This is a genomic window from Acinetobacter entericus, from assembly GCF_026168575.1.
Lineage (GTDB): Bacteria > Pseudomonadota > Gammaproteobacteria > Pseudomonadales > Moraxellaceae > Acinetobacter > Acinetobacter bouvetii.
Map to the genome: position 1 here is coordinate 24,256 of NZ_JAPEQW010000023.1, position 22,513 is coordinate 46,768.

General features: G+C 44.8%; 21 protein-coding genes. 14 read left to right on the forward strand and 7 right to left on the reverse strand.

All coding sequences use genetic code 11. The features are described 5' to 3' along the window. The first annotated feature begins 304 nt into the window (after nt 1-304). Together cgtA and proB are read left to right on the forward strand one after the other, a co-directional pair. Entirely contained in the window at nt 305-1,525 is a 1,221-nt protein-coding gene (gene cgtA, locus OKC24_RS15235; protein ID WP_130148337.1) for an Obg family GTPase CgtA, read from the forward strand. Between the two features lie 29 nt (nt 1,526-1,554). Continuing rightward, a complete protein-coding gene (proB, locus tag OKC24_RS15240) occupies nt 1,555-2,688 on the forward strand; it encodes a glutamate 5-kinase (RefSeq protein ID WP_130148336.1) in 1,134 nt (377 codons plus the stop codon). Nucleotides 2,689-2,750: 62 nt separating this feature from the next. Here the strand turns inward: proB and OKC24_RS15245 are convergent, their stop codons facing one another. The 3 genes from OKC24_RS15245 to OKC24_RS15255 form a co-directional block, all read right to left on the reverse strand. After that, entirely contained in the window at nt 2,751-3,347 is a 597-nt protein-coding gene (locus OKC24_RS15245) for an undecaprenyl-diphosphatase (RefSeq protein ID WP_130148334.1), read from the reverse strand. A 139-nt stretch (nt 3,348-3,486) separates the two neighbouring features. After that, the gene (locus tag OKC24_RS15250) at nt 3,487-5,712 is read right to left on the reverse strand and encodes a TonB-dependent receptor family protein (protein ID WP_130148332.1); all 2,226 of its coding nucleotides are present in this window, start codon (nt 5,710-5,712) and stop codon (nt 3,487-3,489) included. A 192-nt stretch (nt 5,713-5,904) separates the two neighbouring features. After that, nucleotides 5,905-6,609, reverse strand: coding sequence for an SIMPL domain-containing protein (locus tag OKC24_RS15255; RefSeq protein WP_131276517.1), 705 nt, complete (start codon nt 6,607-6,609; stop codon nt 5,905-5,907). Nucleotides 6,610-7,099: 490 nt separating this feature from the next. On the opposite strand from OKC24_RS15255, the gene OKC24_RS15260 reads away from it, so the two are divergent. From OKC24_RS15260 to OKC24_RS15310, 11 genes are all read left to right on the forward strand, one after another. Next, nucleotides 7,100-8,473 carry a diaminobutyrate--2-oxoglutarate transaminase gene (locus OKC24_RS15260; RefSeq protein ID WP_130148327.1) on the forward strand — a complete coding sequence of 458 codons (1,374 nt, stop codon included), beginning with the start codon at nt 7,100-7,102 and terminating at the stop codon, nt 8,471-8,473. A 2-nt stretch (nt 8,474-8,475) separates the two neighbouring features. After that, nucleotides 8,476-10,008: a pyridoxal phosphate-dependent decarboxylase family protein gene (locus tag OKC24_RS15265; RefSeq protein ID WP_130148325.1), complete on the forward strand. Its 1,533-nt coding sequence runs from the start codon at nt 8,476-8,478 to the stop codon at nt 10,006-10,008. A 438-nt stretch (nt 10,009-10,446) separates the two neighbouring features. After that, nucleotides 10,447-11,472: a substrate-binding domain-containing protein gene (locus OKC24_RS15270; protein WP_130148323.1), complete on the forward strand. Its 1,026-nt coding sequence runs from the start codon at nt 10,447-10,449 to the stop codon at nt 11,470-11,472. Between the two features lie 99 nt (nt 11,473-11,571). Further along, the gene (gene pstC, locus OKC24_RS15275; RefSeq protein WP_130148321.1) at nt 11,572-12,951 is read left to right on the forward strand and encodes a phosphate ABC transporter permease subunit PstC; all 1,380 of its coding nucleotides are present in this window, start codon (nt 11,572-11,574) and stop codon (nt 12,949-12,951) included. Continuing rightward, nucleotides 12,951-14,342, forward strand: a complete 1,392-nt coding sequence (gene pstA / locus OKC24_RS15280; RefSeq protein ID WP_130148319.1) for a phosphate ABC transporter permease PstA — start codon at nt 12,951-12,953, stop codon at nt 14,340-14,342. Before pstC ends, pstA begins: the two co-directional genes overlap by 1 nt. Nucleotides 14,343-14,355: 13 nt before the next feature. Next, the gene (pstB, locus tag OKC24_RS15285; protein WP_130148317.1) at nt 14,356-15,282 is read left to right on the forward strand and encodes a phosphate ABC transporter ATP-binding protein PstB; all 927 of its coding nucleotides are present in this window, start codon (nt 14,356-14,358) and stop codon (nt 15,280-15,282) included. Between the two features lie 221 nt (nt 15,283-15,503). Beyond that, nucleotides 15,504-16,466, forward strand: coding sequence for a protease SohB (gene sohB, locus OKC24_RS15290; protein WP_130148315.1), 963 nt, complete (start codon nt 15,504-15,506; stop codon nt 16,464-16,466). Between the two features lie 92 nt (nt 16,467-16,558). Next, nucleotides 16,559-17,020 (forward strand): hypothetical protein, encoded by a 462-nt coding sequence (locus OKC24_RS15295; protein WP_130148313.1) that lies wholly within the window; start codon nt 16,559-16,561, stop codon nt 17,018-17,020. A gap of 35 nt (nt 17,021-17,055) precedes the next feature. After that, nucleotides 17,056-17,475, forward strand: coding sequence for a hypothetical protein (locus OKC24_RS15300; protein ID WP_228257653.1), 420 nt, complete (start codon nt 17,056-17,058; stop codon nt 17,473-17,475). Nucleotides 17,476-17,512: 37 nt separating this feature from the next. Continuing rightward, on the forward strand, nt 17,513-17,737 hold the full coding sequence (locus tag OKC24_RS15305; RefSeq protein ID WP_228257652.1) for a hypothetical protein: 225 nt from the start codon (nt 17,513-17,515) through the stop codon (nt 17,735-17,737). Further along, complete coding sequence (locus tag OKC24_RS15310; protein WP_228257651.1) at nt 17,734-17,934, forward strand: hypothetical protein; 201 nt, start codon at nt 17,734-17,736, stop codon at nt 17,932-17,934. The genes OKC24_RS15305 and OKC24_RS15310 overlap by 4 nt, the downstream gene beginning before the upstream one ends. A gap of 13 nt (nt 17,935-17,947) precedes the next feature. Here the strand turns inward: OKC24_RS15310 and OKC24_RS15315 are convergent, their stop codons facing one another. Continuing rightward, nucleotides 17,948-18,577, reverse strand: coding sequence for a DUF2238 domain-containing protein (locus OKC24_RS15315; RefSeq protein ID WP_130148311.1), 630 nt, complete (start codon nt 18,575-18,577; stop codon nt 17,948-17,950). Nucleotides 18,578-18,888: 311 nt separating this feature from the next. On the opposite strand from OKC24_RS15315, the gene OKC24_RS15320 reads away from it, so the two are divergent. Then, nucleotides 18,889-19,128 (forward strand): hypothetical protein, encoded by a 240-nt coding sequence (locus OKC24_RS15320; protein ID WP_131276515.1) that lies wholly within the window; start codon nt 18,889-18,891, stop codon nt 19,126-19,128. A 54-nt stretch (nt 19,129-19,182) separates the two neighbouring features. Here the strand turns inward: OKC24_RS15320 and purB are convergent, their stop codons facing one another. From purB to mnmA, 3 genes are read right to left on the reverse strand one after another with little or no spacing between them, the layout of a single operon-like run. Next, nucleotides 19,183-20,571: an adenylosuccinate lyase gene (gene purB / locus OKC24_RS15325; RefSeq protein WP_130148307.1), complete on the reverse strand. Its 1,389-nt coding sequence runs from the start codon at nt 20,569-20,571 to the stop codon at nt 19,183-19,185. A 57-nt stretch (nt 20,572-20,628) separates the two neighbouring features. Continuing rightward, complete coding sequence (gene hflD / locus OKC24_RS15330; protein ID WP_130148305.1) at nt 20,629-21,360, reverse strand: high frequency lysogenization protein HflD; 732 nt, start codon at nt 21,358-21,360, stop codon at nt 20,629-20,631. Nucleotides 21,361-21,375: 15 nt separating this feature from the next. Next, nucleotides 21,376-22,509 (reverse strand): tRNA 2-thiouridine(34) synthase MnmA, encoded by a 1,134-nt coding sequence (mnmA, locus tag OKC24_RS15335; protein ID WP_130148303.1) that lies wholly within the window; start codon nt 22,507-22,509, stop codon nt 21,376-21,378. Between the last annotated feature and the right edge of the window lie 4 nt (nt 22,510-22,513).

Sequence of the window (22,513 nt, forward strand, 5' to 3'; positions counted from 1 at the left end):
GCTGAACAATGGCATGCAGCTAAATCATTTGGAAAGGAGCTCATCTGCATGATTTAGCAGCCTCTAAATGAATATTAAATATAGGTATTTCTGCAAACGGATCATATCTGCCTTCCACCTGATAGCGCTAGAAACAGCAGCCGCTGGATTGAAAATTGATGCATTTTAGCATCCAGTTTTCATGCATGCGCGATATGTCTGGCAAAAATGAAGAAATATCTATGCAACATGAATAATTCTATTCGAGAAATTTTGTAAAATATGGCAGAATAGGCGGTTTTAAAGTATTTAGAGGATTGGCAGCATGCGCTTTGTTGATGAAGCAGTCATTACCGTAGAGGCTGGCGACGGTGGCAATGGCGTAGCCAGTTTTCGCCGAGAAAAATTCGTACCGTTTGGCGGTCCAGATGGTGGCGATGGCGGCCGTGGCGGCAGTGTTTATGTTCAGGCTGACAACGATACAAGCACGCTTGTAGATTACCGTTACACCCGCAGATTCCGCGCAGAACGCGCTAAAAATGGCCGCGGCGCAAACTGTTCGGGCCGTGGCGGTGAAGACACCGTATTATTGGTTCCTGTTGGCACAACCATTGTTGATATGGAATCTGGCGACATTATTGGCGATTTGGTTGCCGATGGGCAGCGCGTGCTGGTTGCCGCGGGCGGTGATGGCGGCTTGGGCAATACGCACTTCAAGTCATCGACCAACCGTTCACCGCGTAAGTGTACGCATGGCGCTAAAGGTGAATACCGTGAAATTCGCCTGGAATTGAAAGTACTGGCGGATGTTGGCTTGCTGGGCATGCCAAATGCAGGCAAATCAACATTTATCCGTGCTGTATCCGCGGCTAAACCGAAAGTTGCGGACTATCCGTTTACTACGATGGTGCCTAACCTGGGGGTTGTGGATGCAGACCGTCACCGTTCATTTGTTATGGCGGATATTCCAGGGCTGATTGAAGGCGCTTCTGAAGGTGCGGGTTTAGGTATCCGTTTCTTGAAGCATTTGGCGCGTACTCGCATTTTATTGCACATTGTGGATGTGCAGCCGATTGACGGTTCAGACCCTGCATATAATGCCAAAGCAATTTTGGCTGAATTGGAAAAATTCTCTCCGACATTGTCTAAGCTGCCAATTGTATTGGTCCTGAACAAACTTGATCAATTGCCGGAAGAAAGCCGTGAAGAATGGTGCGCTCACCTTCTTGCAGAAATGGACTGGAAAGGCCCTGTATTCAAAACTTCGGGCTTAATGTCGGAAGGCACCAAAGACGTTGTGTATTACTTGATGGATCAAATTGAACTGCAGCGTGAGCGTGAAGTTGAAGATCCTGAATACGCAGCGCAAATGAAAGCGTTCCGTGACCAGCTTGAAGCGGAAACACGTGAACAAACCATCGCAGCGAAAGAAGCGTATCGCGAATTGCGCCGTCAGCAGCGTCTTGCAGGCCTATTGGCTGAAGATGACGAAGACGATGGTGAAGATGGTGAAGATGGTGAAGCGGAAGTGTACTACGTACGTTAAGCTCTTATTCAAGAGTAACTGAGGACAAGATGATAGAAGCGGTAGATGGGAAGCGGCAGCTTGATGATTGTAAGCGGATTGTAGTTAAGATCGGATCATCTTTACTCACAGCAAACGGCAAAGGTTTAGATTTGGACGCTATTTCGCATTGGGCGAAACAGATTGCAAATCTGCATGATGCAGGGCATGAAATTATCCTTGTATCTTCTGGCGCTGTGGCGGAAGGCATGGTCCGCATGAAGCTGGAAAATCGGCCCGCAGATCTACCCAGTCTTCAAGCGTGCGCAGCCATTGGTCAAATGGGTTTGATTCAGACGTGGTCGAGTGTTTTGGAAAACCATGGCATCCGTACTGCACAAGTGCTTCTTACCCATGATGATTTGGCTGACCGCCGCCGTTATCTGAACTCTTGCGACGCCTTGCAGCATTTAATTGACTGGCGGGTGATACCTGTCATTAATGAAAATGACACGGTATCGACCGACGAAATCCGTTTTGGCGATAACGATACTCTGGCTGCGATGGTTGCAGGTCAGGTGCATGCCGATTTGCTGATTATTTTGACGGATCAGCAGGGCATGTTTGATTCGGATCCGCGTTCTAATCCAAATGCAAAGCTGTTCTATACAGTGCGCGCCTTGGATGAAAGCCTGTTTGATATGGCTGGCGGCGGCGGCAAGTTTGGCCGCGGCGGCATGCTGACCAAAGTCCGCGCTGCGCGTTTAGCGGCGAAATCGGGCTGTCCTACACTGATTGCCAGCGGTGAAAGCGATAATGTGCTGTCGCGCTTAATGGGCGGTGAATTGCTTGGCACCTTGTTTATTACCGACAACGACCGTATGACTGCGCATCAGCAGTGGCTGGCGGCGCATTTGCAGACTGCTGGACGTTTGGTGATTGATGATGGCGCTGTTAAAGCGATTAAAGAAAATCACCGCAGCTTGCTGCCCGTTGGCGTGCGCGCCGTTGAAGGGCATTTTGAACGCGGCGATGTAGTTGAATGCGTAGATACGCAAGGCGGACGTGTAGCAGTGGGCCGTGTCAATTTCAGTTCCCGCTCTGCAGAAATCGTGAAAGGCTTGGCATCTGATAAAGTGCATCAGGTATTGGGCGAGGCGCGTTCGCTGGAAATGATCCACCGCAATCACATGGCGATTTACTAAGCATTCTCGATTCAGCTGATGCATATAAAAAATCCCGCTTTCGAGCGGGATTTTTTAATGGTCTATTTAATCAAGCCTTTTTCAATCAATGGATGCAGCAGCTTTTGATAAACCGCCATGACCCAAGCCATCAGCTGTTCTTTATATTTATTCCACAGGCTTTGTCCGGAAGCATTGACCGCAAAGGCTAAGAGGAATGCGCCAATCATATCCACCGGAAAATGCACGCCGACATAGACGCGAGACCATGCGACCAGCCAGGCCAGTATTATTAAAAACTTCCCGACTTGACGCTGCTCAGAAAAATAATAAGCAAATGCAATGCTGCTGAAAATAGCCATGTGATTGCTTGGAAAAGAGCCTGTGGCAGAGTGTTCAATCAGGGTGCGGCCAACGTCCATGACAAAGGGGCGTGGAGTATTGAAGAAAGCAGATGCCATTTCACTGATGGATAATGTGATGCAGGTAAAAATAAATGCTTTTAAAATCTGTTTTTTGATTTGGTAATTGCCGCGCAGCCAGAGCACTGCAAAAATCAGCAGCATGACGTAGATTAAATCGTGCGCAATAAAAATCGCATAATGCATCATGAAGGAAGAGGCCTGATCAGGCGCGTTCAAGATATTGAAGAAATATAAATTCAGGCGGTCAATTGACATGGCAAAAACATGAATACTAATGAAAAATCGAGGGAAACTGTATCAAATAAAAAATGGCGCTATGTAATTTAATGCAGCAAAACTGAAATAAAAAATCCCGCCTATAAGCGGGATTTTTTATGCACCGAAGAATTGCGGTTTAAAAATCGAAAGAGGTTTGCAGGAAGAATGTGCGCGGCTGGCCAACATATTTTCCGCCAGTACCGTCTGTTGAGCGGGTGTAATATTGTTTATCAAAGACATTTTTGATGCCTGCCGCAACTTTCAAGCCATTCAGCTGCTGGCTGAAGTCATAGCCTGCGCGTACGGCAAAGGTTGAATAGCCGGCAATATCGCCATATTTGCCATCAGCGGTTTCTTTAGTTTGATAAAAGCCTGCAGGCAATGATTTGTCAGGATTATTTGGCGAATGCTGTTTGGACTGCGCAAACATATCGGCATTAATCGACCATTGATCATACTGATAGCCGACACCTAAATTGCCGACATGCTGTGAATAAAATGGCAAATCTTTGCCTTCAAATTCGCCAGCTTCTGCAACAGCTTTGGTGTAAGTATAATTGCCGTAGACTTTTAAGCCTTCCAATGCTTGATACAGGGTGCCGAAATCATAGCTGAGGCCCGTTTCAACACCTTTGTGGCTGGTCGCGCCTAAATTGGTCCAAATGCCGTTTCCAGTACTGTCCCGCTCTAATTGCAGTTCTTTATCAAAGTCTAAATAGAAAGCGGTGAGCTCGGCGGTGAGGCCGTTGCCTAAATATTTGGTGCCGATTTCATAGTTTTTAGATTTTTCAGGATTGAGGCCGTCTAAAGTAGAAACAGCCGCGCCAGTTGTGCTGTTGGTGGTGGCCAGCTGATTGTACTGCTGCGGTCCAAAAGATACGCCTGCATTGGCAAAGATGTTCCAGTTGCTGTTTGCTTTATACAGAACGGAGAAGCTCGGCAGGAATTCGTCGGACTGAATGGATGGGCTGACAGATGAGTCGACTTTGCCATTTTTATAGACATTGAAGGTATTGTGGGTATCAATCGATTCGAAACGCAGGCCGGGTGTAATATTCCATTTGCCTAATTCAAAACGGTTATCGATGTAAAACGCATGCGCTTTTGTACCGCCATCACTGGCAGTCCGCGCTGCAAATGCACCGGGCTGGGCATTTACCGCATAATCAGCACGGCCGGCAAGTTCTGAACTTTGCTCATCCATATAGCGGTAGCCGACAGTGACTTCATTCTGCGTATTGCCCAGGCCGTAAGTCCGCGAGTAGCGTGGCTCTATGGCAAATACTTTATAGTCACGCGGCGCTTCGTCCAGACGCTTGAATGGATTGCCGTTTTTATCTTTTTGGTCAGTCAATAAATTGCTGGTGCGGAAGGAGTCAATATAATAGCTGAGCAGCTCAAAATTATTGACATCATCTTTATGCGTATAGCGCAAAGAAACATCCGAACGGCGCCCGCTGAAATAACTGCGCTGGTTTTTCGATTGATAGGGGTTCTCTGCAAAAGCCGCGGCCGTCAAGCCTTCAGGCATTTCACCAAAACCTTCGTAATGATGCAGATTTAAGGCAATCTGATCTTGGTCTGTAATGCTATAAGATGATTTCAGCATGACATCATCTATGTCCGTTTTATTGTTGTTTTCACGGTAACCGTTGCCTTTGGTGCCTGAATACAGCAGCGCTAAACCAAGGCCGTTTTCTAAAGTGCCGCCGACAAATAGGTTCGGGCTAAGCTTGGTTTGATCTGTTCCTGAAGCATATTCAGTGGTCAAGCCGGCAGAACCCGAAAAATTCTCAGGGATGCTGCGGGTTGCAAAGTTAATAATGCCGCCGACGTTTTGCGGTCCAAAGCGTACAGAGCCTGCGCCGCGCACTACATCGACTGATTCGATATTGCCTAATGAGACAGGCGCTAAAGACAGCTGCGGCTGGCCGTAAGGCGCAAATGATAAAGGCACGCCATCCATCAGTACGGTAGAGCGCGGCGACAGGCGCGAGGCGAGTCCGCGGACACCAATATTCAATGAGACGTCACTGCCGCCTGTACCATTGTTTTCTTGAACTTGAACACCAGGCACTTGGCGCAATGCATCTTTCAGAGAAGTCGATGCCGTTTGCTCTAAGCGCTGGCGGTCAACAATGGTTCGCGCACCTGCATGCTGCTGCACTTTTTCGGCATTGGCATTTTCAAGCCAGTTTCCTTGAGCTTCAATTGTAATGGTTGGCAGCACATTGGTGCTGGCCGCAGCGTCTTCTTCAGCATGGGCTGCGGATAAGCCCATTAGGCAAAGACTGACCGCGAGGCTAAGCTGGGAGGCTTTGAAATTTAGATTTTGCAGCAGGAGAGGGCTTGAAAACATCATTGTGTGGTGAACGGCTGATTGGAGAGAGGGCCGTATCATAGACTTTTGTGATAAAAATAGAAATAATAATTATTATCAATTATTGCTATTGTTTGACGCAGGTTAATAGAAATTTCTTCAGGGCAAAGGTTTTTGCCGCGCGTAAAAAAACCGTACATTGGTACGGTTTTTTTATCACGTGAATTTAATATTTTATTTGAATTGAATCGTGCCGTTTGCATTTACTGCAATTTTAGATTCCCCGCCTGCCATTTCCTGTTCAGGCATAGCATAATCCGCTGGAGCTGCTTTCATCATCGCCATTCGCGGAACAGGCTGTCCCCCATAATTGCTGGCATTCAAATTTAAGTTCACTAGATTGTAGCCAGATTTATTCCATGCCTGCGAAAGTGTTTGAGCCCGCTGCTGGAAATTTTTTGAAGCTTCAATCATTAATTCACTTTCTACCTTTTTGCGTTGAGCGTCAGATACGGAAAAGCTGATTGATTGAGTCTGGAAATTCTGCTGCAGTTCGCTGACCAGCTGACTGGCCGCTTTAAAATCGGTACTTTCTAAACGGATTTCCGCACGTCCGCGCCATTCTTTCAGCTTGCGGCTGTCATTGTCGTAGATCGGATAGGTTGTTTGCGAGCCGGTTTCAATTTTTACATTTGGGTATTTACGCGCAGTATTCACTGCTTGGGACATCAGCTGATTAATTTGAGCAGCCAGTTCGGCAGGCTGCTTATTTGATTTCTCTATATACAATACGGCATTCATTTCATCGTTGGACACTTGACGGGCTGCATCTGCTTGAATGTTGACGATGTTGTAATTCAATGATTCAGCCTGCTGCGCAAACGCAGGAATACTCAGGGTGGAAGTCAGCAACAGTGCTGATAAGGTCATTTTTTTCATGCTTAAGGCCTATTTTTCTGCAAGAACGTCTTTAAAAAATAAAATGCTGATTTATGCTGTGCATATATCTTAAGTGCGGATTATGTTGGATTAAAGGAAAATATGTGGCGCGATTGTAAAATTTTAGGCTCTTTTATGTTTTTATGGGAAATAAAAAACCATTTTAAAATATATGGTTAGCTTTTGAATTAATTGAAAATTAAAATAAACCTGCATAAGATTTCAAAAAGCATAAAATAAAAGGGTTTTCTTTGAATTGTCACGTTGTAATATGATAATTCAAACTTCGGCTGGCCTTGATCCTTTTTTTCAATCAGTTTTAGTCATTTTATGATGCAAAACTTGTTTATTTTATTGAAAAAATCTGTATCATCCGCCCTCTAGTCATGACTAACAGAATAGTCGAACTGGATCCATAAAGCACCGAGTCAAAGGACCGCAAGTCACCCGACTTATTTCTTTCAACCCATATCAGAGATGGTAATTCGATATGAGCGTTTCTTCTGTAAATTCTGCCCCTAATTCTACTAACGAATACTACCTGACTCGCCAAAGTCAGATGGAATCCAATGTTCGTAGCTATCCGCGCAAACTTCCGCTGGCGATAGCAAAAGCTTTAGGATGCTGGGTTACTGATGTTGAAGGTACAGAGTACCTCGATTGTTTAGCTGGGGCAGGAACATTGGCTTTAGGCCATAATCATCCTGCGGTAATTCAAAGTATTCAAGATACTCTTGCGAGTGGTTTGCCATTACATACTTTAGATTTAACGACACCTTTAAAAGATGCATTTACTGAAGCATTACTTGAACAATTACCAGGCGGTAAGGAAGAGTATTGCCTGCAGTTCTGTGGTCCGTCTGGTGCAGATGGCACGGAAGCAGCAATTAAATTAGCGAAAACGTATACAGGCCGCAGTTCAGTGATTAGTTTCTCTGGCGGCTATCACGGCATGACGCACGGCGCTCTTGCAATGACAGGCAACCTGTCTGCGAAAAATGCTGTAAATGGCTTAATGCCAGGCGTTCAATTTATGCCGTATCCGCATGAATACCGCTGCCCATTAGGTTTAGGCGGTGAAGTGGGTGTGGACGCTTTGACATACTTCTTTGAAAATTTCATTGAAGATGTAGAAAGCGGCGTAACCAAGCCTGCAGCTGTCATTCTTGAAGCCATTCAAGGTGAAGGCGGTGTGGTAACAGCGCCAACCAAATGGTTGAAAAAAATCCGCGAAGTGACTGAAAAACACAATATTGTGTTGATTCTTGATGAAGTTCAAGCAGGCTTTGGGCGTTCAGGCAAAATGTTTGCATTTGAACATGCAGGTATTGAGCCAGACGTAGTGGTCATGTCTAAAGCCGTTGGTGGCAGCTTGCCGCTTGCTGTGTTAGGTATTAAACGTAAGTTTGATGCTTGGCAGCCAGCAGGTCATACCGGTACTTTTCGCGGTAACCAATTGGCGATGGGTACAGGTCTTGCAACGATCAAAACTATCAAAGAGCAAAATCTTGCGCAAAATGCGCAGGAGCGCGGTGATTTCTTACAGGCTGAATTTAAAAAATTAGCGGTTGAATTCCCATGCATCGGTAACGTGCGCGGCCGCGGCTTGATGATTGGCGTTGAAATTGTCGATGAGCGTCAAAAAGCGGATCACATGGGTTCTTTACCTGGTGATTCACAATTGTCAGCAGCGGTTCAAACCGCATGTTTCAACAACAAACTGCTGTTGGAAAAAGGCGGACGCAACGGTACAGTAATTCGCCTGCTTTGCCCGCTCATCATTACACATGATGAATGTGTAGAAGCCGTTGCCCGCTTTAAGAAAGCAATTGCTGAAGCCCTAGTTGCTACCCGAGGCGCGTAATCATGGTAGATTTTGCAGAACACCGTAAAGCATTATTCTGCAATGATGCACAATCCATTGCTGACTATCAGTCAGCAATGGGCGAAGCGGTTCAAGCCGTTTCTGCATGGTTGCAAAATGACAAAATGTACACTGGCGGCAGCATTAAAGAGCTCCGCAGTGCCATCGCATTCAATCCTTCGAAAGAAGGGATGGGCGTACACAAATCGTTAGAGCGTATGGTTGAGCTTTTCCTCAACAAGAGCTTAAAAGTGCATCATCCGCACTCGCTAGCGCACTTGCATTGTCCTACGATGGTGACTAGCCAAATCGCAGAAGTGCTAATTAACGCGACAAACCAATCTATGGATTCATGGGATCAAAGCCCTGCAGGTTCATTGATGGAAGTTCAGCTGATTGACTGGCTTCGTCAAAAAGTAGGCTATGGTGCAGGTCAGGCGGGTGTATTCACCTCTGGCGGTACGCAGTCTAACTTGATGGGCGTACTGCTGGCGCGTGATGCATGCATCTCAAAAAACTGGAAAGACGAAAACGGCAATCCGTGGTCTGTGCAGCGAGATGGCATTCCGGCTGATGCAATGCGCAATGTCAAAGTCATCTGTTCTGAAAATGCGCATTTTTCTGTGCAAAAGAACATGGCGATGATGGGCATGGGTTTCCAATCTGTAGTGACTGTTCCTGTGAACGAGAACGCGCAGATGGATGTGGATGCACTTGAGAAAACCATGGCTCACCTTCAGGCTGAAGGCAAGATTGTGGCATGTGTCGTTGCGACTGCAGGTACAACTGACGCTGGCGCGATTGATCCATTGAAAGAAATCCGTGAAATCACCAACAAATATGGCGCGTGGATGCATATTGACGCAGCATGGGGCGGTGCGCTGATTCTTTCAAACGACTATCGTTCTATGCTGGATGGTATTGAGCTTTCTGACTCAATCACGCTGGATTTCCATAAGCATTACTTCCAAACGATTTCATGCGGCGCGTTCTTGCTGAAAGATGAAGCAAACTACCGCTTCATGCATTACGAAGCTGAGTACTTAAACTCGGCTTATGATGAAGAGCATGGCGTTCCTAACCTGGTGTCTAAGTCACTGCAAACAACCCGCCGTTTTGACGCGTTGAAATTGTGGATGACCGTTGAAGCATTGGGTGAAGAGCTTTACGGTTCAATGATTGACCATGGTGTTGGCTTAACACGTGATGTTGCTGCGTATATCGATGCAACAGACGGTTTAGAGATGCTGGTTGATCCGCAATTCGCTTCGGTATTGTTCCGTGTGGTTCCAGCGGGCTACCCAGCAGACTTGCTGGATACACTGAATCAGAACGTTGCAGACGAATTGTTTGCGCGCGGTGAAGCGAATATTGGTGTGACTAAAGTGGGGCAAGTTCAATCTTTGAAAATGACCACGTTAAGCCCAGTTGCGACTTTAGATAACGTGAAGAATCTGCTTGCGCTCGTGCTTGCTGAAGCGGACCGTATTAAAGATTCAATTGCTGACGGTACATATACACCTGCAATTGATTAATTGATTCCTGTGTTAAAAAAGGCCGCTTTAGCGGCCTTTTTTATATAATTTTAACAGAGCAGGCAATTAAAGAACTTCTGAAAAATGATTTTGGAAATGTACGGCAGATAGGACCATGCTGCCGCCTAACTGAGATCAAAATGAAATATTCAGGTGTCAGGATATGATCTTTGTGCTGTTTTTAAATGGCGGACTACATGAAATATTACAATTTCCATTGTGGGCACAGAATTTTCTTTGGATTTTAATATTGTTTTAAGTGGTTATAAATAAACATAATAATTTAATTTTAAGCATGCGGTTCGAATTATCATTAAATCGTCATAAAGATGTAACTTATCTGTCATATTCTAAAATCAAAATGCAGTTATCGAAATAAGTACAAAACTTAATAAAAAGTGGCGTACTCCTAAACTGCATCAAATAAGAGAGATGAGAATGCGCTTTAACAACATCGCAATTGCATTGGCACTAACTGGCGCTGCTGCGGCAACAGCTGCAAACGCAGCACGTGACACTATTCAAATCGCTGGTTCTTCAACAGTTTTGCCTTATGCAAGTATTGTCGCTGAAGAATTTGGCAATACTTTCCCGCAATTTAAAGCGCCGGTTGTAGGTTCTGGCGGTACATCAGGCGGTTTGAAACAGTTCTGTAACGGTGTCGGCGACAACACGATTGATATCGCAAATGCATCTCGTAAAATTAAAGATACCGAATTGGCTGCATGTAAAAAAGCTGGCGTGAATCAAGTCCTTGAAGTCAAAGTGGGCTATGACGGCATTGTGTTTGCATCTAACTCGCATAAAGCGGCATTTAAGCTGCGCCCGCAGCACGTATTTGCAGCGTTGGCAGCAGAACTTCCATCAAATGGCAAAATGGTTCCAAACCCGTACACACGCTGGAATCAAATTGACAAAACTTTGCCAAATGAACCAATTACCTTAGTGATTCCTGCTTCTAACCACGGTACACGTGAAGTGTTCCAAGAGAAAATGGTTGATGCTGGCTGTGAAACTTATGAAGCTTTCGCAAAATTAGATAAAGATGCTCAGAAGAAAGCATGTTCAAATTTCCGTAAAGATGGCCGTGTGATTGAAATTTCTGGCGACTATACAGAAACTTTGGCTCGCTTAAAGACATCTCCAAGCGCAGTCGGAGTATTCGGCTTAGGCTTCTATGACCAAAACCGTGACAAATTGCGTGTAGCGACAGTGAATAATGTAGCGCCTTCAGAGAAGACAATTTTGAATGGTTCATACCCGGTTTCTCGCCCATTGTTCTTCTATGTGAAAGGTGAGCACTTAAAATCAATCAAAGGCTTATCACAGTACTCAGAATTTTTCCTAAGCAAGAAAGTATCAGGCAAAGGCTCTAAATTGGAAAGAGCAGGCTTGATTTCAATGTCTGACAAAGAGCGTGCAAAAGTTCTAGCGGACTTTAAAGCAGGCAAAGCAGTTAAATAAGAATGGTACAAGAACAGATGGCAGGGTGAACCTGCCATTGGTTTTTGCAAAGAATATGTTTTTTCAAAGAATGAAAATTGAAAAAACGGTGGAGAATACATGAATCTGCTGCTTATAGGTGTACTGCTGGCTATTATTGCCATCGCCTATCAAATAGGCTTAACCAAAAGCCGCAATATGGCAGGCAAGGGAAATAATTCTGCAATGCTGCATTCGCGCCCTGGATATTATGGCGCTTTGGTTGCTCTTTGGTGCGGTATCCCTGCTTTTTTAATTTTGATTGTTTGGAATATTGTCGAACCTAGCATTCTCAAGCATGTTGTGTTGGACAACGTTCCTGCACAAATTAAGGCGACTATGGACCCTGCAAGTGTCAGCGTGCTGATTGATCGGGTACAGGCGATTGCTTCGGGTTTTGGTGTCAGCGATCAGCCTGCTGCCTATGAAGTTGCTGCAGCGCAGCAGTTGGCGAAGTTCGAGAATATTGCGTCTTTTGCTAAATTGGCCGTGGTGATTTGTTCGGCCTTAATTGGCTTGGTTTGGGCTAAACGCCGTGTAGAAAAGCGCTACCGCGCCCGCAACCAAGTTGAAAAAGTCATTAATGTCGCATTGGCGCTGTGTTCAGGCGTTGCTATTTTGACGACGATCGGCATTGTGATGTCGATGTTCAGTGAAGCCATGCGCTTCTTCAGCTTTGTCAGCCCGCTGGACTTCTTCTTTGGCACCGAATGGAACCCAGGGTTCAGTACATCGGGCAATGCTGAAGGCAGTTACGGTTTGCTGCCATTGTTATGGGGCACGCTGATGGTCAGCGGTATTGCGCTGCTGGTTGCAGTGCCTGTGGGCCTGATGATCGCTATCTATTTAGCTGAATATGCGTCATCTAGTTTCCGTTCATGGGCCAAGCCGGCGATTGAAGTATTAGCGGGTATTCCAACTATTGTTTACGGTGTATTTGCCTTAATGATTATTGGCCCATTCATCAAGCAGATGGGGGCTTATATTGGCTTAGAGATCAATGCAACGAGCGCTTTAACTGCCGGTTTCGTCATGGGGATTATGATCATTCCATTTGTATCGTCATTGTCTGATGACATTATTACGCAGGTGCCGAGATCATTGCGTGACGGTTCATTGGGGCTTGGCGCAACAAAATCAGAAACAATCCGACAAGTGATTGTGCCGGCAGCGCTTCCGGGCATTATTGGCGCATTTTTGCTGGCTGCCTCACGCGCTATCGGTGAAACCATGATTGTCGTTTTGGCAGCAGGCAACAGTCCGCTGCTGCATGTGAATCCGCTGGAAGCCGTTTCTACCGTCACCATTACCATTGTGAACCAATTAACTGGCGATACTGACTTCGCCAGCCCGCAGGCGCTGGTGGCATTTGCACTTGGTTTGACCTTGTTTGTAATTACCTTGGGTTTAAATATTGTAGCGCTGTACATCGTGCGCAAATACCGTGAGCAATACGAATAATGAGTACTTCAAACACAACATCTATGGATCAGGTTTTAGATCCGCGGGCTGCGGCTGAATTGCGCGAAAAACGTAAGAAAACCATTGAAAAAACTTTGGGAAAGCGTCATCGCAAAGAAAAAATTTTTAAATTTTTCGGTTTTTCTGCGGTGCTCACAGGACTGTTCTTTGTAGCGCTGCTGTTTGGCAGTATTCTGATTAAAGGCTTGCCGTCTTTTTGGCAAAGCAGCATGACCGTTCCTGTATATTTTGATCCGTCTATTATCAACGCTGGGCCTAAGCCTGTGGAAAAAACAGGTGAATCTCCAGCGCAATATCAAGAGCGTTACGTCGCTTGGCAAACAGAAATGGGAATGGTGGATTGGGATGCATTAATTGTCAACGGCCTCATTGCTGAAGATAAGGCATTGGAATTAAAGCGTGATGATTTAACTTCACTGTACACCAGTTCAGAAGCCTACCGCCTGCGTGATATGGTTTTAGCTGACCCGGCTTTAATTGGCAAAAAGCAAGATATAAAACTGCTGGCCGATGCCAATGTGGATGTTTGGCTGGCGGGCAATATTGACCGCTCTTTACCGGATGAGCAGCAGCAGCTAAGCCCAGAAGTCCGTCAATTGGCTGATCAGTTAAAAGCGCAGGGCATTATCACTAATAGCTTCAATACCAGTATTTTTACTAATCCGGACTCGCGCAGTTCACCAGCAACTTCTGGCTTGGCAGGCGCGTTCATGGGTTCGCTGTTCATGATGCTGATTGTGATTATCATCTCAATTCCGATTGGTGTTGCTTCTGCAATCTATTTGGAAGAGTTTGCGCCAAAAAACTGGATTACCGATGTGGTTGAAGTAAACATCAACAACTTGGCAGCTGTTCCTTCGATTGTATTTGGTTTACTGGGCGCATCAATCTTTATTGGCTGGATGCATTTGCCACTGTCTGCACCTTTAGTCGGCGGTCTAGTGCTGAGCTTAATGACTTTGCCTACCGTGATTATTACCACCCGAGCATCATTAAAGGCAGTGCCGCCGTCGATTCGTCAAGCGGCATTGGGTCTTGGCGCATCACGCCTGCAAACGGTATTCCATCACGTATTGCCTTTGGCTTTGCCGGGTATTTTAACAGGCGCCATTATTGGTGTTGCGCAGGCGTTGGGTGAAACTGCGCCATTGCTGTTAATCGGCATGAGCGCTTTTGTCGCAAGCGTGCCTGCATCACCGCTAGATCAGTCAACTGCGCTGCCGGTACAGATTTTCCTATGGCAAGGCAATGAACTGCGCAATTTCTTTGAGGGCCGTACCGCGGCTGCCATTATTGTTCTTTTAGCGCTGATGATTGGCTTAAATAGTTTAGCCATCTGGTTACGAAAGAAATTTGAAGTCCGCTGGTAAGTGAGAGCATGATATGAATACTGCAACGGCAACCTCTAAAACGAATTCCTTAGATCAGGATAAATCAGTGAATCCAGAGCAAAAAAACTTTACAGCTTCTTCGGATGCTCAAAAACAGACTTCGACGTCATTTGTATCGCAGTTTGATACGCAGCAGCATTCTAAAAAAGATGAAAATGCCAAGAATGTAAAACTGAGCACATCTGATGTTCATGTTTACTATGGCGAAGCGGAAGCAATCAAAGGCATTGATTTACAAGTTTATGAAAATGAAGTGATTGCTTTTATTGGCCCATCGGGCTGCGGCAAATCGACCTTTTTGCGGACATTGAACCGCATGAATGACACCATTGATTCTTGCCGTGTTACAGGCAAAGTCATGCTGGACAATCAAGACATTTATGATCCGAATCTGGATGTGGTGTTGCTTCGTGCTCAAGTAGGCATGGTGTTCCAAAAACCCAACCCGTTTCCAAAGTCTATTTTTGACAACGTTGCATACGGTCCGAAATTACATGGTCTAGCGCGTGATAAATATGACATGGAAGAAATTGTCGAAAACAGCTTGCGTAAAGCAGGTCTGTGGGACGAAGTGAAAGACCGTTTAAGTCAGCCGGGTACTGGTCTTTCTGGCGGTCAGCAGCAGCGCTTATGCATTGCGCGCACCATTGCCGTCAGTCCGGAAGTGATTCTGATGGATGAGCCATGTTCGGCGTTAGACCCGATTGCCACGGCAAAAATTGAAGAATTGATTTCAGAATTGTCCAATCAATATACAATTGCCATTGTGACGCACTCTATGCAGCAGGCGGCGCGCGTGTCTGACCGTACAGCTTACTTCCATCTGGGGGATTTGATTGAAGTCAATTCTACAGAGAAGGTCTTCACTCAGCCGGATCATCAATTGACTGAAGCATATATTACTGGCCGTTTTGGTTAATTCAAGTATTTAACATTCTATAAAACAGAGCCTTAGCGCTCTGTTTTTTGTTATGCGGATCACGGGCAGTATTGGCTATAAATATTACTGCTGGCAAAGATGAGTCATTGTTAGTGAAAGACAAAAGTACCCATAATAAGATGATTAAAGGCTATTGAAAAATACGGGCATTGACCTAATCTAAGAAGCAAGCCAAGCTTTATTTGAGAAAAGAAATCATTATGCTATTTCATACAACTAAACTTCCTGCTGAAATCCGCATTCATCATTTGAATGCGCGGATTAATGAACAACGAAAAAAAATGGCTCAATCAGCAGGGTCAAAATTGGAACTTTTGCAGCTGTCACAGCAGTTGGCTAAAGAAGCCCGCGCGCGGAAGAAAAACAATCAAAAAGTTTATGTACTGGATTTTAAAGGTGATACTGCGGCCTCTGCCGTTGAGCAATTGCGTGAAGAAATTACGCTGATTTTGGCAACAGCAAAAGCCGGCCGTGACCGTGTGGCCGTGCGTTTGGAAAGCCCGGGCGGCATGGTGCATGGCTATGGCTTGGCGGCTGCACAATTGGTGCGCTTGCGTGATGCGGGCTTTCATTTAACGATTTGTGTCGATAAAGTGGCAGCCAGCGGCGGCTATATGATGGCTTGTATTGGTTCTGATATTATTTCTGCGCCTTTTGCTGTAGTCGGTTCGATTGGTGTAGTTGCGCAAGTGCCCAACTTTAACCGCTTGCTGAAAGAAAAGCATATTGATTTTGAACTGTATACGGCTGGCCAATTCAAACGTACAGTCACCATGTTTGGTGAAAATACAGAAGAAGGCAAAGCGAAGTTTGAAGAAGAGCTACAGCAAACCCATGAGCTGTTCAAGCACTTTGTTGAAAAATACCGTCCAAAGTTGAATGTTGAAAAAGTAGCGACAGGCGAGCATTGGTATGGAAACGATGCTTTGGATTTAAACTTAGTGGATAAGCTGCAAACTTCGGATGAATATTTACTAGGCTTGCTGCAGCAGCATGATGTCTATGTGATTGAAACCCGTAAGAAGCCGACATTAGGTGAAAAACTGGGTTTACAGGCGGCTCAAATCGCAGATTCATTGATTCCAGTGGTAATGTCTAAAGTGATGGAATCATTGAGTAAGGTGAATGCAGATTTAGTTCAGCTGCGTGATCCTAAGCTTTAAATCCTGAAGTTAAACAATGTTAAAGCTCACTTCGGTGAGCTTTTTTATGGAAAAAATGCCATCATGCCAGATTGATGTTTTGAACTTTTTTAATGTCTAATTTTTTGATTATTTGGGGGTTAATTCTCTTTTTCTTTAGTTTTTTAGGCTTTTCTGCTGCTTTAGCGGTGTATTTGCCTAAAGCGGAAAAAGAGAATGAGAAATGGGCAGTACTGCCTTTTGTGGTTATGGGGTTAATGCTGACAGCAGGGTTCATTTCGTATCATTTCGGCATGAAAATGAAAAAAGAAAAGCCCATGGCGTTATCGACGGCATGCGCAGTGGTCTTGAGATATCAGCATTATGAAAACTGCGCGGGGCGAGGCGGAATTCGCTGTCAGCCTTACGAGAAAATTCTGCTGAAATTGGATGGCTCGGAATATTCACGCGCCATGCGTTTTGATACGCATATAGCTCGAAAAAATATCAATGACAGGGTTTGTTTTAGCTTTTATGACCGTAATAAATATTCACACTTAAAAAGTTCAAATATTACTCAGTGGATGACGCCTTGAGTGATGTAATACAGGGGATATGTTGCGGATGCTGAATGATGTTTAGCTTTGTGGTTTTTGTCGGGATTATAAGTCTAGTGATGCTTCCATTTTTAACTTTAGTTTTTATTGTTCCGAAGTTAAGCAATAAAAATCACCGTGATACTTATCCTTTTTATGCGTTATTGCCGGGCTTTTTCATCCTGATTGCTGCGGCTTGCTTAAAAGAGGAAAAAACGATTTTGCCTTCAAAAGCGTGCGGAGTGGTGCAGTTTTATAAGACATATTCAATAAAGCATGATTATTTTGAACGGATTGCGATTTTATTTGAAGGCAGGCAATATAATCGGCATTTGCGTTTTGATAAAAAAATGCCGCGGAAAAATAAAGGTGACGATGTTTGCTTTGAATATTTAGACAAGTTTGAGCATCCAGATTTGGCTGAATCTAAAATTTTAAAATGGATTGATGAATGAGGTTCTGTCACTGGCATTATCCTGGATGTATTAGATAATGCTTAAACTCCTGTTTGTTTTTGTTGGCGTTTTTTGCATTTGGGTTTGGCCATGGGTGTATTTGCTGCGTTACCGCATATCGGAAACACAGGCTTTGAAGCAATATGCCATGCTGTTTGGTCCAGCGCTGGTGCTGTTGGCTAGCATTCTTTCTATACTGAGCAGCCAGCTGAAATCCGCTCCCAAGCTTGCGGTGTGGTGCAAGGCTATCAAATATTTATGACAGCAGGAAACACTCATCAAAGGAAACCCTTCGAACGCATAGAAATTCTGATGGATAATGCAAAATATTCACGGCATTTAAGAATCGATGAAGGCCTTTTAAAAAAAGGGGCCGGAGGCCGCGCCTGTTTCGAATTTTATGACCGCAAGCTGAATCCTCATATGCAGGATTCGATCGTCATCAAATGGTGTGAATAAAGTCTAAACTCGATTATGCTTTTGGCGGCTTCAGTAAACATATCACACCGGTTATCATGCCGCCAATGGTCGCCAGCAGCATATCTTTATGCGCATCCCATATATCGCCTTGCTGACCATTATAATTTTCAGCTTCTTCCGGCGAGAGTCGAATTGCAATGATCCATTCTATCCATTCATATATTAAACTGGTGGCCATGATAAATTGAATCACCAGCAAGAATAAAGTAAAGGGCTTAAGGCTAGGCAGCCAGACCTGAAATAGCCGGTAAAACACGGGGTAGAGCAATAAGCCTGATGCAAGGTGCACCAAGCGGTCATACATATTGCGTGACCAGCCCATGGCTTGATTTAAATCAAAATTGAGATATTGGATCAGCCATTCGTTATAAGGCACGTAAGAATATAAATAATGTGCGCCTAAGATATGTATCAGCAGGAAAGCTATATAGAGGGCAAAGCTGTAAAAGGTGAATCCAATCTTTTTTTGGCAATACAGCAGCGCAGCCAGCATAAAGGCTGTGCCGGCCTGATGCAGCAAATATGAATCAAATTCGAGCGGGTGGATGCTGGCGATTGCGACAGCTAGTAAGAGTATTGCAAGGCAAATCCAATGTTTGCTGCTAAGCTGTGTTTCAATCATTTATTATGTTCAATCTAAATATCAATAAGGCATAAAAGGCGAGGCTTAGGTTTCGCTGTTTTTAAGTGTAATGGTTAATGAGATTTAAGCAATGCCATCTTCTATCTGCTGATTTGAAATAATGTAATTGCGATGTGAGGTTGCATGGCTGCCCGCTCAGCGGAATTGCTGGTTAAAATCGCTTGAAATTCATTGTTATGTTCTAAACCAATTTTAATGATTAGGAATCGTGATGTAGGCGTATTTAAAGCTTTTCATCAATGAATTCGGTAAACTGCATTTATATTTTTATCCTGTTCCAGGCTGCAAACATGGCTATTGTAGAAGCATTCGAAGCAAAACAGAATTGCTATTTTAATTATGATTTTGAGGAGTTATATCTGGCGGATGATTTTCCAGAAGAGCTGCCTGTTTCTTTGCGCGGCATGCTGTATAGACATGAGATTCAATATCCAGATGCGACTTATTATATTTACTACAGCGATATTTTAACGGGTAATGAATTGGTAAAAATGCAAGCGGATTGGTCTAGATATTGTCCTTTACCATAATCATGAAGCATAAAAAACGAGGCATAGAGCCTCGTTTTTTATCTTTAAGCTAAATTAGATTTTCGCAATTAAATCTTTAACTTGCTTTGCTTGTTCAGCGGCATTACCCGTATAGGTTGCAGGCGTCATTTCAGCCAAACGCGCACGATCAGCAGCAGGAACCGCTTCTAACTCATTACCGTTGACAAAATCAACCATCATGTCACGCGTCATTGCTTGACCGCGAGTCAGTGCTTTTAATTTTTCGTATGGTTTTTCAACATTATAACGACGCATAACGGTTTGAATTGGTTCAGCAAGCACTTCTTGAGCGTGATCTAAGTCTTCAAGAATACGCGCAGCATTCAATTCAAGTTTGCCCACACCTTTTAAGCACGCTTCAAAAGCGATCAAGCTTTGCGCCATACCAACGCCCATGTTGCGCAGAACAGTAGAGTCCGTTAAGTCACGCTGCCAGCGGGAAATAGGAAGTTTTTCGCCTAAGTGTGCAAGCACTGCATTGGCAATACCCAAGTTGCCTTCAGAGTTTTCGAAGTCAATCGGGTTGACTTTATGCGGCATGGTTGAAGAACCTACTTCGCCTTCTTTCAAACGCTGTTTGAAGAAACCTAAAGAGATATAGCCCCAAACGTCACGGTTAAAGTCGATCAATACCGTGTTGAAACGGCGAAGTGCATCGAACATTTCTGCGATGTAATCGTGCGGTTCAATTTGCGTGGTATATGGGTTGAAGGTTAAGCCTAAAGATTCGACAAATGCTTGAGAATGCGCAGGCCAGTTAATGTCTGGGTAAGCCGAGTAGTGCGCATTGTAGTTGCCGACTGCACCGTTGATTTTGCCAAGCAATTCAACATTGTTGAATTGCTTGATTTGACGCGCAAGGCGGTACGCCACGTTCGCCATTTCTTTACCCAAAGTTGTTGGGCTTGCAGTTTGACCATGTGTACGGGACAGCATCGGCTGTTCTGCATGAGTTTCAGCCAAGGCTGCAATGGCATCTACGATTTGCTGCATTGATTCAACCAGAACCGCACGGCCATTTTTCAGCATTAAGGCATGAGAAAGATTGTTGATGTCTTCAGAAGTACATGCAAAGTGAATGAATTCACCAGCATTTTTAAGTTCATCGATATGTGCAATTTGTTCTTTCAGAAAGTATTCAACTGCTTTTACATCGTGATTGGTTGTACGTTCAATTTCTTTAATGCGGTTTGCATTATCTTCAGAAAAGTTCGCAACAATTGCATCTAAAGCGGCATTGGTTGCAGCAGAGAATGGCGGAACTTCTGTAATTTCAGGACGGTTTGCAAGCGCTTGCAACCAGCGCACTTCAACAGTCACACGAGCATGGATTAAGCCAAACTCAGAGAGGAAAGGGCGCAAAGCATCACATTTGCTAGCGTAGCGACCATCTAATGGTGAAAGTGCGGTTAAAGCGTTCATAGCGATTCCTTAAACTTTGGAATTAAACGTAAAACGGAGAGCCCGATGCAGTTCAAGTTAAATCACCTGATACTGCAGCCGGGCAAGATCTTGAATATCTTTAAGCAGCTTGCGTTTGCTGAAAATCATGCCCCATGAACTGCCGCCCAGCTGACGCCATAAATGCGCCATTTGCAGGCCAGTAAAGAGCGATGCGCGAATGCGGTCAGTATGTGAAGAATCTTTGAATGCTTCTGCATTGCCGCGCACCATAATGCGCGGATTAATCTGTCCAGCAGTATCTACATAAGTTTGCGCAAGGCTGGCGAGTACGCTGGGATGCAGATAGTTATTGTCAAAGAAAGACAGCTGACGAAGAATTTTTTGCTGAGAGTGTTCGATAATTTCAACAAATTTAGGATTGCTGTAGACTTTTTTTTCTAATTGCAGCAGGGCCATGGCATAACTCATGGGGAGTTTGGCGCTGGATAGTTTAGGTAATCTGGACGTAGGAGAGGTATTAAACGGTTGGTTTATACTGCTTTCTAAGGTTTTTAAACCTAGGGAAATATCGGCCAGCTGATTAAAAAAATCCAGCGTCTGACAGCCGCATTTTCCGCTTGGCCGAATATTTAAACTGGCTTTCACCATCTGTTCTAAATAAAAGTTACCGCTTTCGCCAATGCTCTTTTGTCCGGTCAATGCGGTCATATGCGTCAGCTGGGCCGCTTGAAAAACGCCCGCTAACGCCAATGCACGGTTTTGGCGAACATTCAGAGTTTGAGGCTGTTGAAACGGTAACTCTGTCATGCCGAAACAATCCTTTTAAATAAAATCCGGTTTAGGAGCATTGGTATGATGGATCACACCGCCGCCTAAGCAAACTTCACCTGCGTAGAACACCACGCTTTGACCAGGTGTGACAGCGCGCTGCTGTTCATCAAATTCAACACGGACACCCTTAGGGGCATTCGGGTCTTTATACAATGTGCATGCCTGATCTGACTGGCGGTAGCGGGTTTTAGCTGTGCAGCGGAAACCTGATTCAGGAATTTCCTGCTCACCGGCAACCCAGTCAATCGCTTCACTCCAAAGTATAGTACTTTGCATCAGCGGATGTTCATGGCCTTGGCCAACAACCAGACGGTTGCCTTCAATGTCTTTGTGCAGCACAAACCAAGCGCCTTCTTCCGCGCCTTTTAAGCCGCCAATGCCAATGCCGCCGCGCTGACCGAGCGTATAGTACATTAAGCCGTGATGTTCACCAACCTCTTTGCCGTTATCCAGCAAAATTTTTCCGGGCTGAGCAGGCAAGTACTGTTTTAAGAAGTCATTAAAGCGGCGTTCGCCAATAAAGCAAATGCCGGTAGAATCTTTTTTCTTGGCGGTGGCTAAGCCCAGTTCTTCAGCAATTTTCCGCACTTGAGGCTTTTCAATTTCGCCGACAGGGAACAAGGTCTTGTTAATTTCACGGCCATGCACAGCATGCAGGAAATAGGTCTGATCTTTATTTTGGTCTAGACCGCGCAGCAATGGCGCGTATTCTTCACCGCGTGAGTTGGTTGCAGTTTCACCGCGGCGGCAGTAATGGCCTGTCGCAATAAAGTCAGCGCCTAAATTTACAGCGTGGTCTAAAAAAGCGCGGAACTTAATTTCTTTGTTGCATAAAATGTCTGGGTTTGGCGTACGGCCTGCAGCATATTCTGCCAAGAAATGTTCGAATACGCGGTCCCAGTATTCCATCGCAAAGTTGGCGGTATGCAGTTTGATGCCAATTTTGTCGCAGACCGCTTGCGCATCGGCAAGGTCTTCCATCGCCGTACAGTATTCTGTGCCGTCATCTTCTTCCCAGTTTTTCATGAACAGGCCTTCAACTTGATAGCCTTGTTGAAGAAGCAGCGCTGCAGAGACAGAAGAATCTACACCACCAGACATACCGACGATGACACGTTGTTGCATAGGA

Bases quoted from the DNA above. Each gene is read 5' to 3' on its own strand.
- OKC24_RS15270 (WP_130148323.1), top strand. From the start codon at position 10,447: ATGCGCTTTAACAACATCGCAATTGCATTGGCACTAACTGGCGCTGCT.
- OKC24_RS15245 (WP_130148334.1), bottom strand. From the start codon at position 3,347: ATGTCAATTGACCGCCTGAATTTATATTTCTTCAATATCTTGAACGCG.
- purB (WP_130148307.1), bottom strand. From the start codon at position 20,571: ATGAACGCTTTAACCGCACTTTCACCATTAGATGGTCGCTACGCTAGC.
- pstA (WP_130148319.1), top strand. From the start codon at position 12,951: ATGAGTACTTCAAACACAACATCTATGGATCAGGTTTTAGATCCGCGG.
- OKC24_RS15300 (WP_228257653.1), top strand. From the start codon at position 17,056: ATGATGTTTAGCTTTGTGGTTTTTGTCGGGATTATAAGTCTAGTGATG.
- OKC24_RS15320 (WP_131276515.1), top strand. From the start codon at position 18,889: ATGGCTATTGTAGAAGCATTCGAAGCAAAACAGAATTGCTATTTTAAT.
- sohB (WP_130148315.1), top strand. From the start codon at position 15,504: ATGCTATTTCATACAACTAAACTTCCTGCTGAAATCCGCATTCATCAT.
- OKC24_RS15250 (WP_130148332.1), bottom strand. From the start codon at position 5,712: ATGATGTTTTCAAGCCCTCTCCTGCTGCAAAATCTAAATTTCAAAGCC.
- pstC (WP_130148321.1), top strand. From the start codon at position 11,572: ATGAATCTGCTGCTTATAGGTGTACTGCTGGCTATTATTGCCATCGCC.
- OKC24_RS15255 (WP_131276517.1), bottom strand. From the start codon at position 6,609: ATGAAAAAAATGACCTTATCAGCACTGTTGCTGACTTCCACCCTGAGT.
- hflD (WP_130148305.1), bottom strand. From the start codon at position 21,360: ATGACAGAGTTACCGTTTCAACAGCCTCAAACTCTGAATGTTCGCCAA.
- cgtA (WP_130148337.1), top strand. From the start codon at position 305: ATGCGCTTTGTTGATGAAGCAGTCATTACCGTAGAGGCTGGCGACGGT.
- OKC24_RS15260 (WP_130148327.1), top strand. From the start codon at position 7,100: ATGAGCGTTTCTTCTGTAAATTCTGCCCCTAATTCTACTAACGAATAC.
- OKC24_RS15315 (WP_130148311.1), bottom strand. From the start codon at position 18,577: ATGATTGAAACACAGCTTAGCAGCAAACATTGGATTTGCCTTGCAATA.
- OKC24_RS15310 (WP_228257651.1), top strand. From the start codon at position 17,734: ATGACAGCAGGAAACACTCATCAAAGGAAACCCTTCGAACGCATAGAA.
- proB (WP_130148336.1), top strand. From the start codon at position 1,555: ATGATAGAAGCGGTAGATGGGAAGCGGCAGCTTGATGATTGTAAGCGG.
- mnmA (WP_130148303.1), bottom strand. From the start codon at position 22,509: ATGCAACAACGTGTCATCGTCGGTATGTCTGGTGGTGTAGATTCTTCT.
- OKC24_RS15295 (WP_130148313.1), top strand. From the start codon at position 16,559: ATGTCTAATTTTTTGATTATTTGGGGGTTAATTCTCTTTTTCTTTAGT.
- OKC24_RS15305 (WP_228257652.1), top strand. From the start codon at position 17,513: ATGCTTAAACTCCTGTTTGTTTTTGTTGGCGTTTTTTGCATTTGGGTT.
- pstB (WP_130148317.1), top strand. From the start codon at position 14,356: ATGAATACTGCAACGGCAACCTCTAAAACGAATTCCTTAGATCAGGAT.
- OKC24_RS15265 (WP_130148325.1), top strand. From the start codon at position 8,476: ATGGTAGATTTTGCAGAACACCGTAAAGCATTATTCTGCAATGATGCA.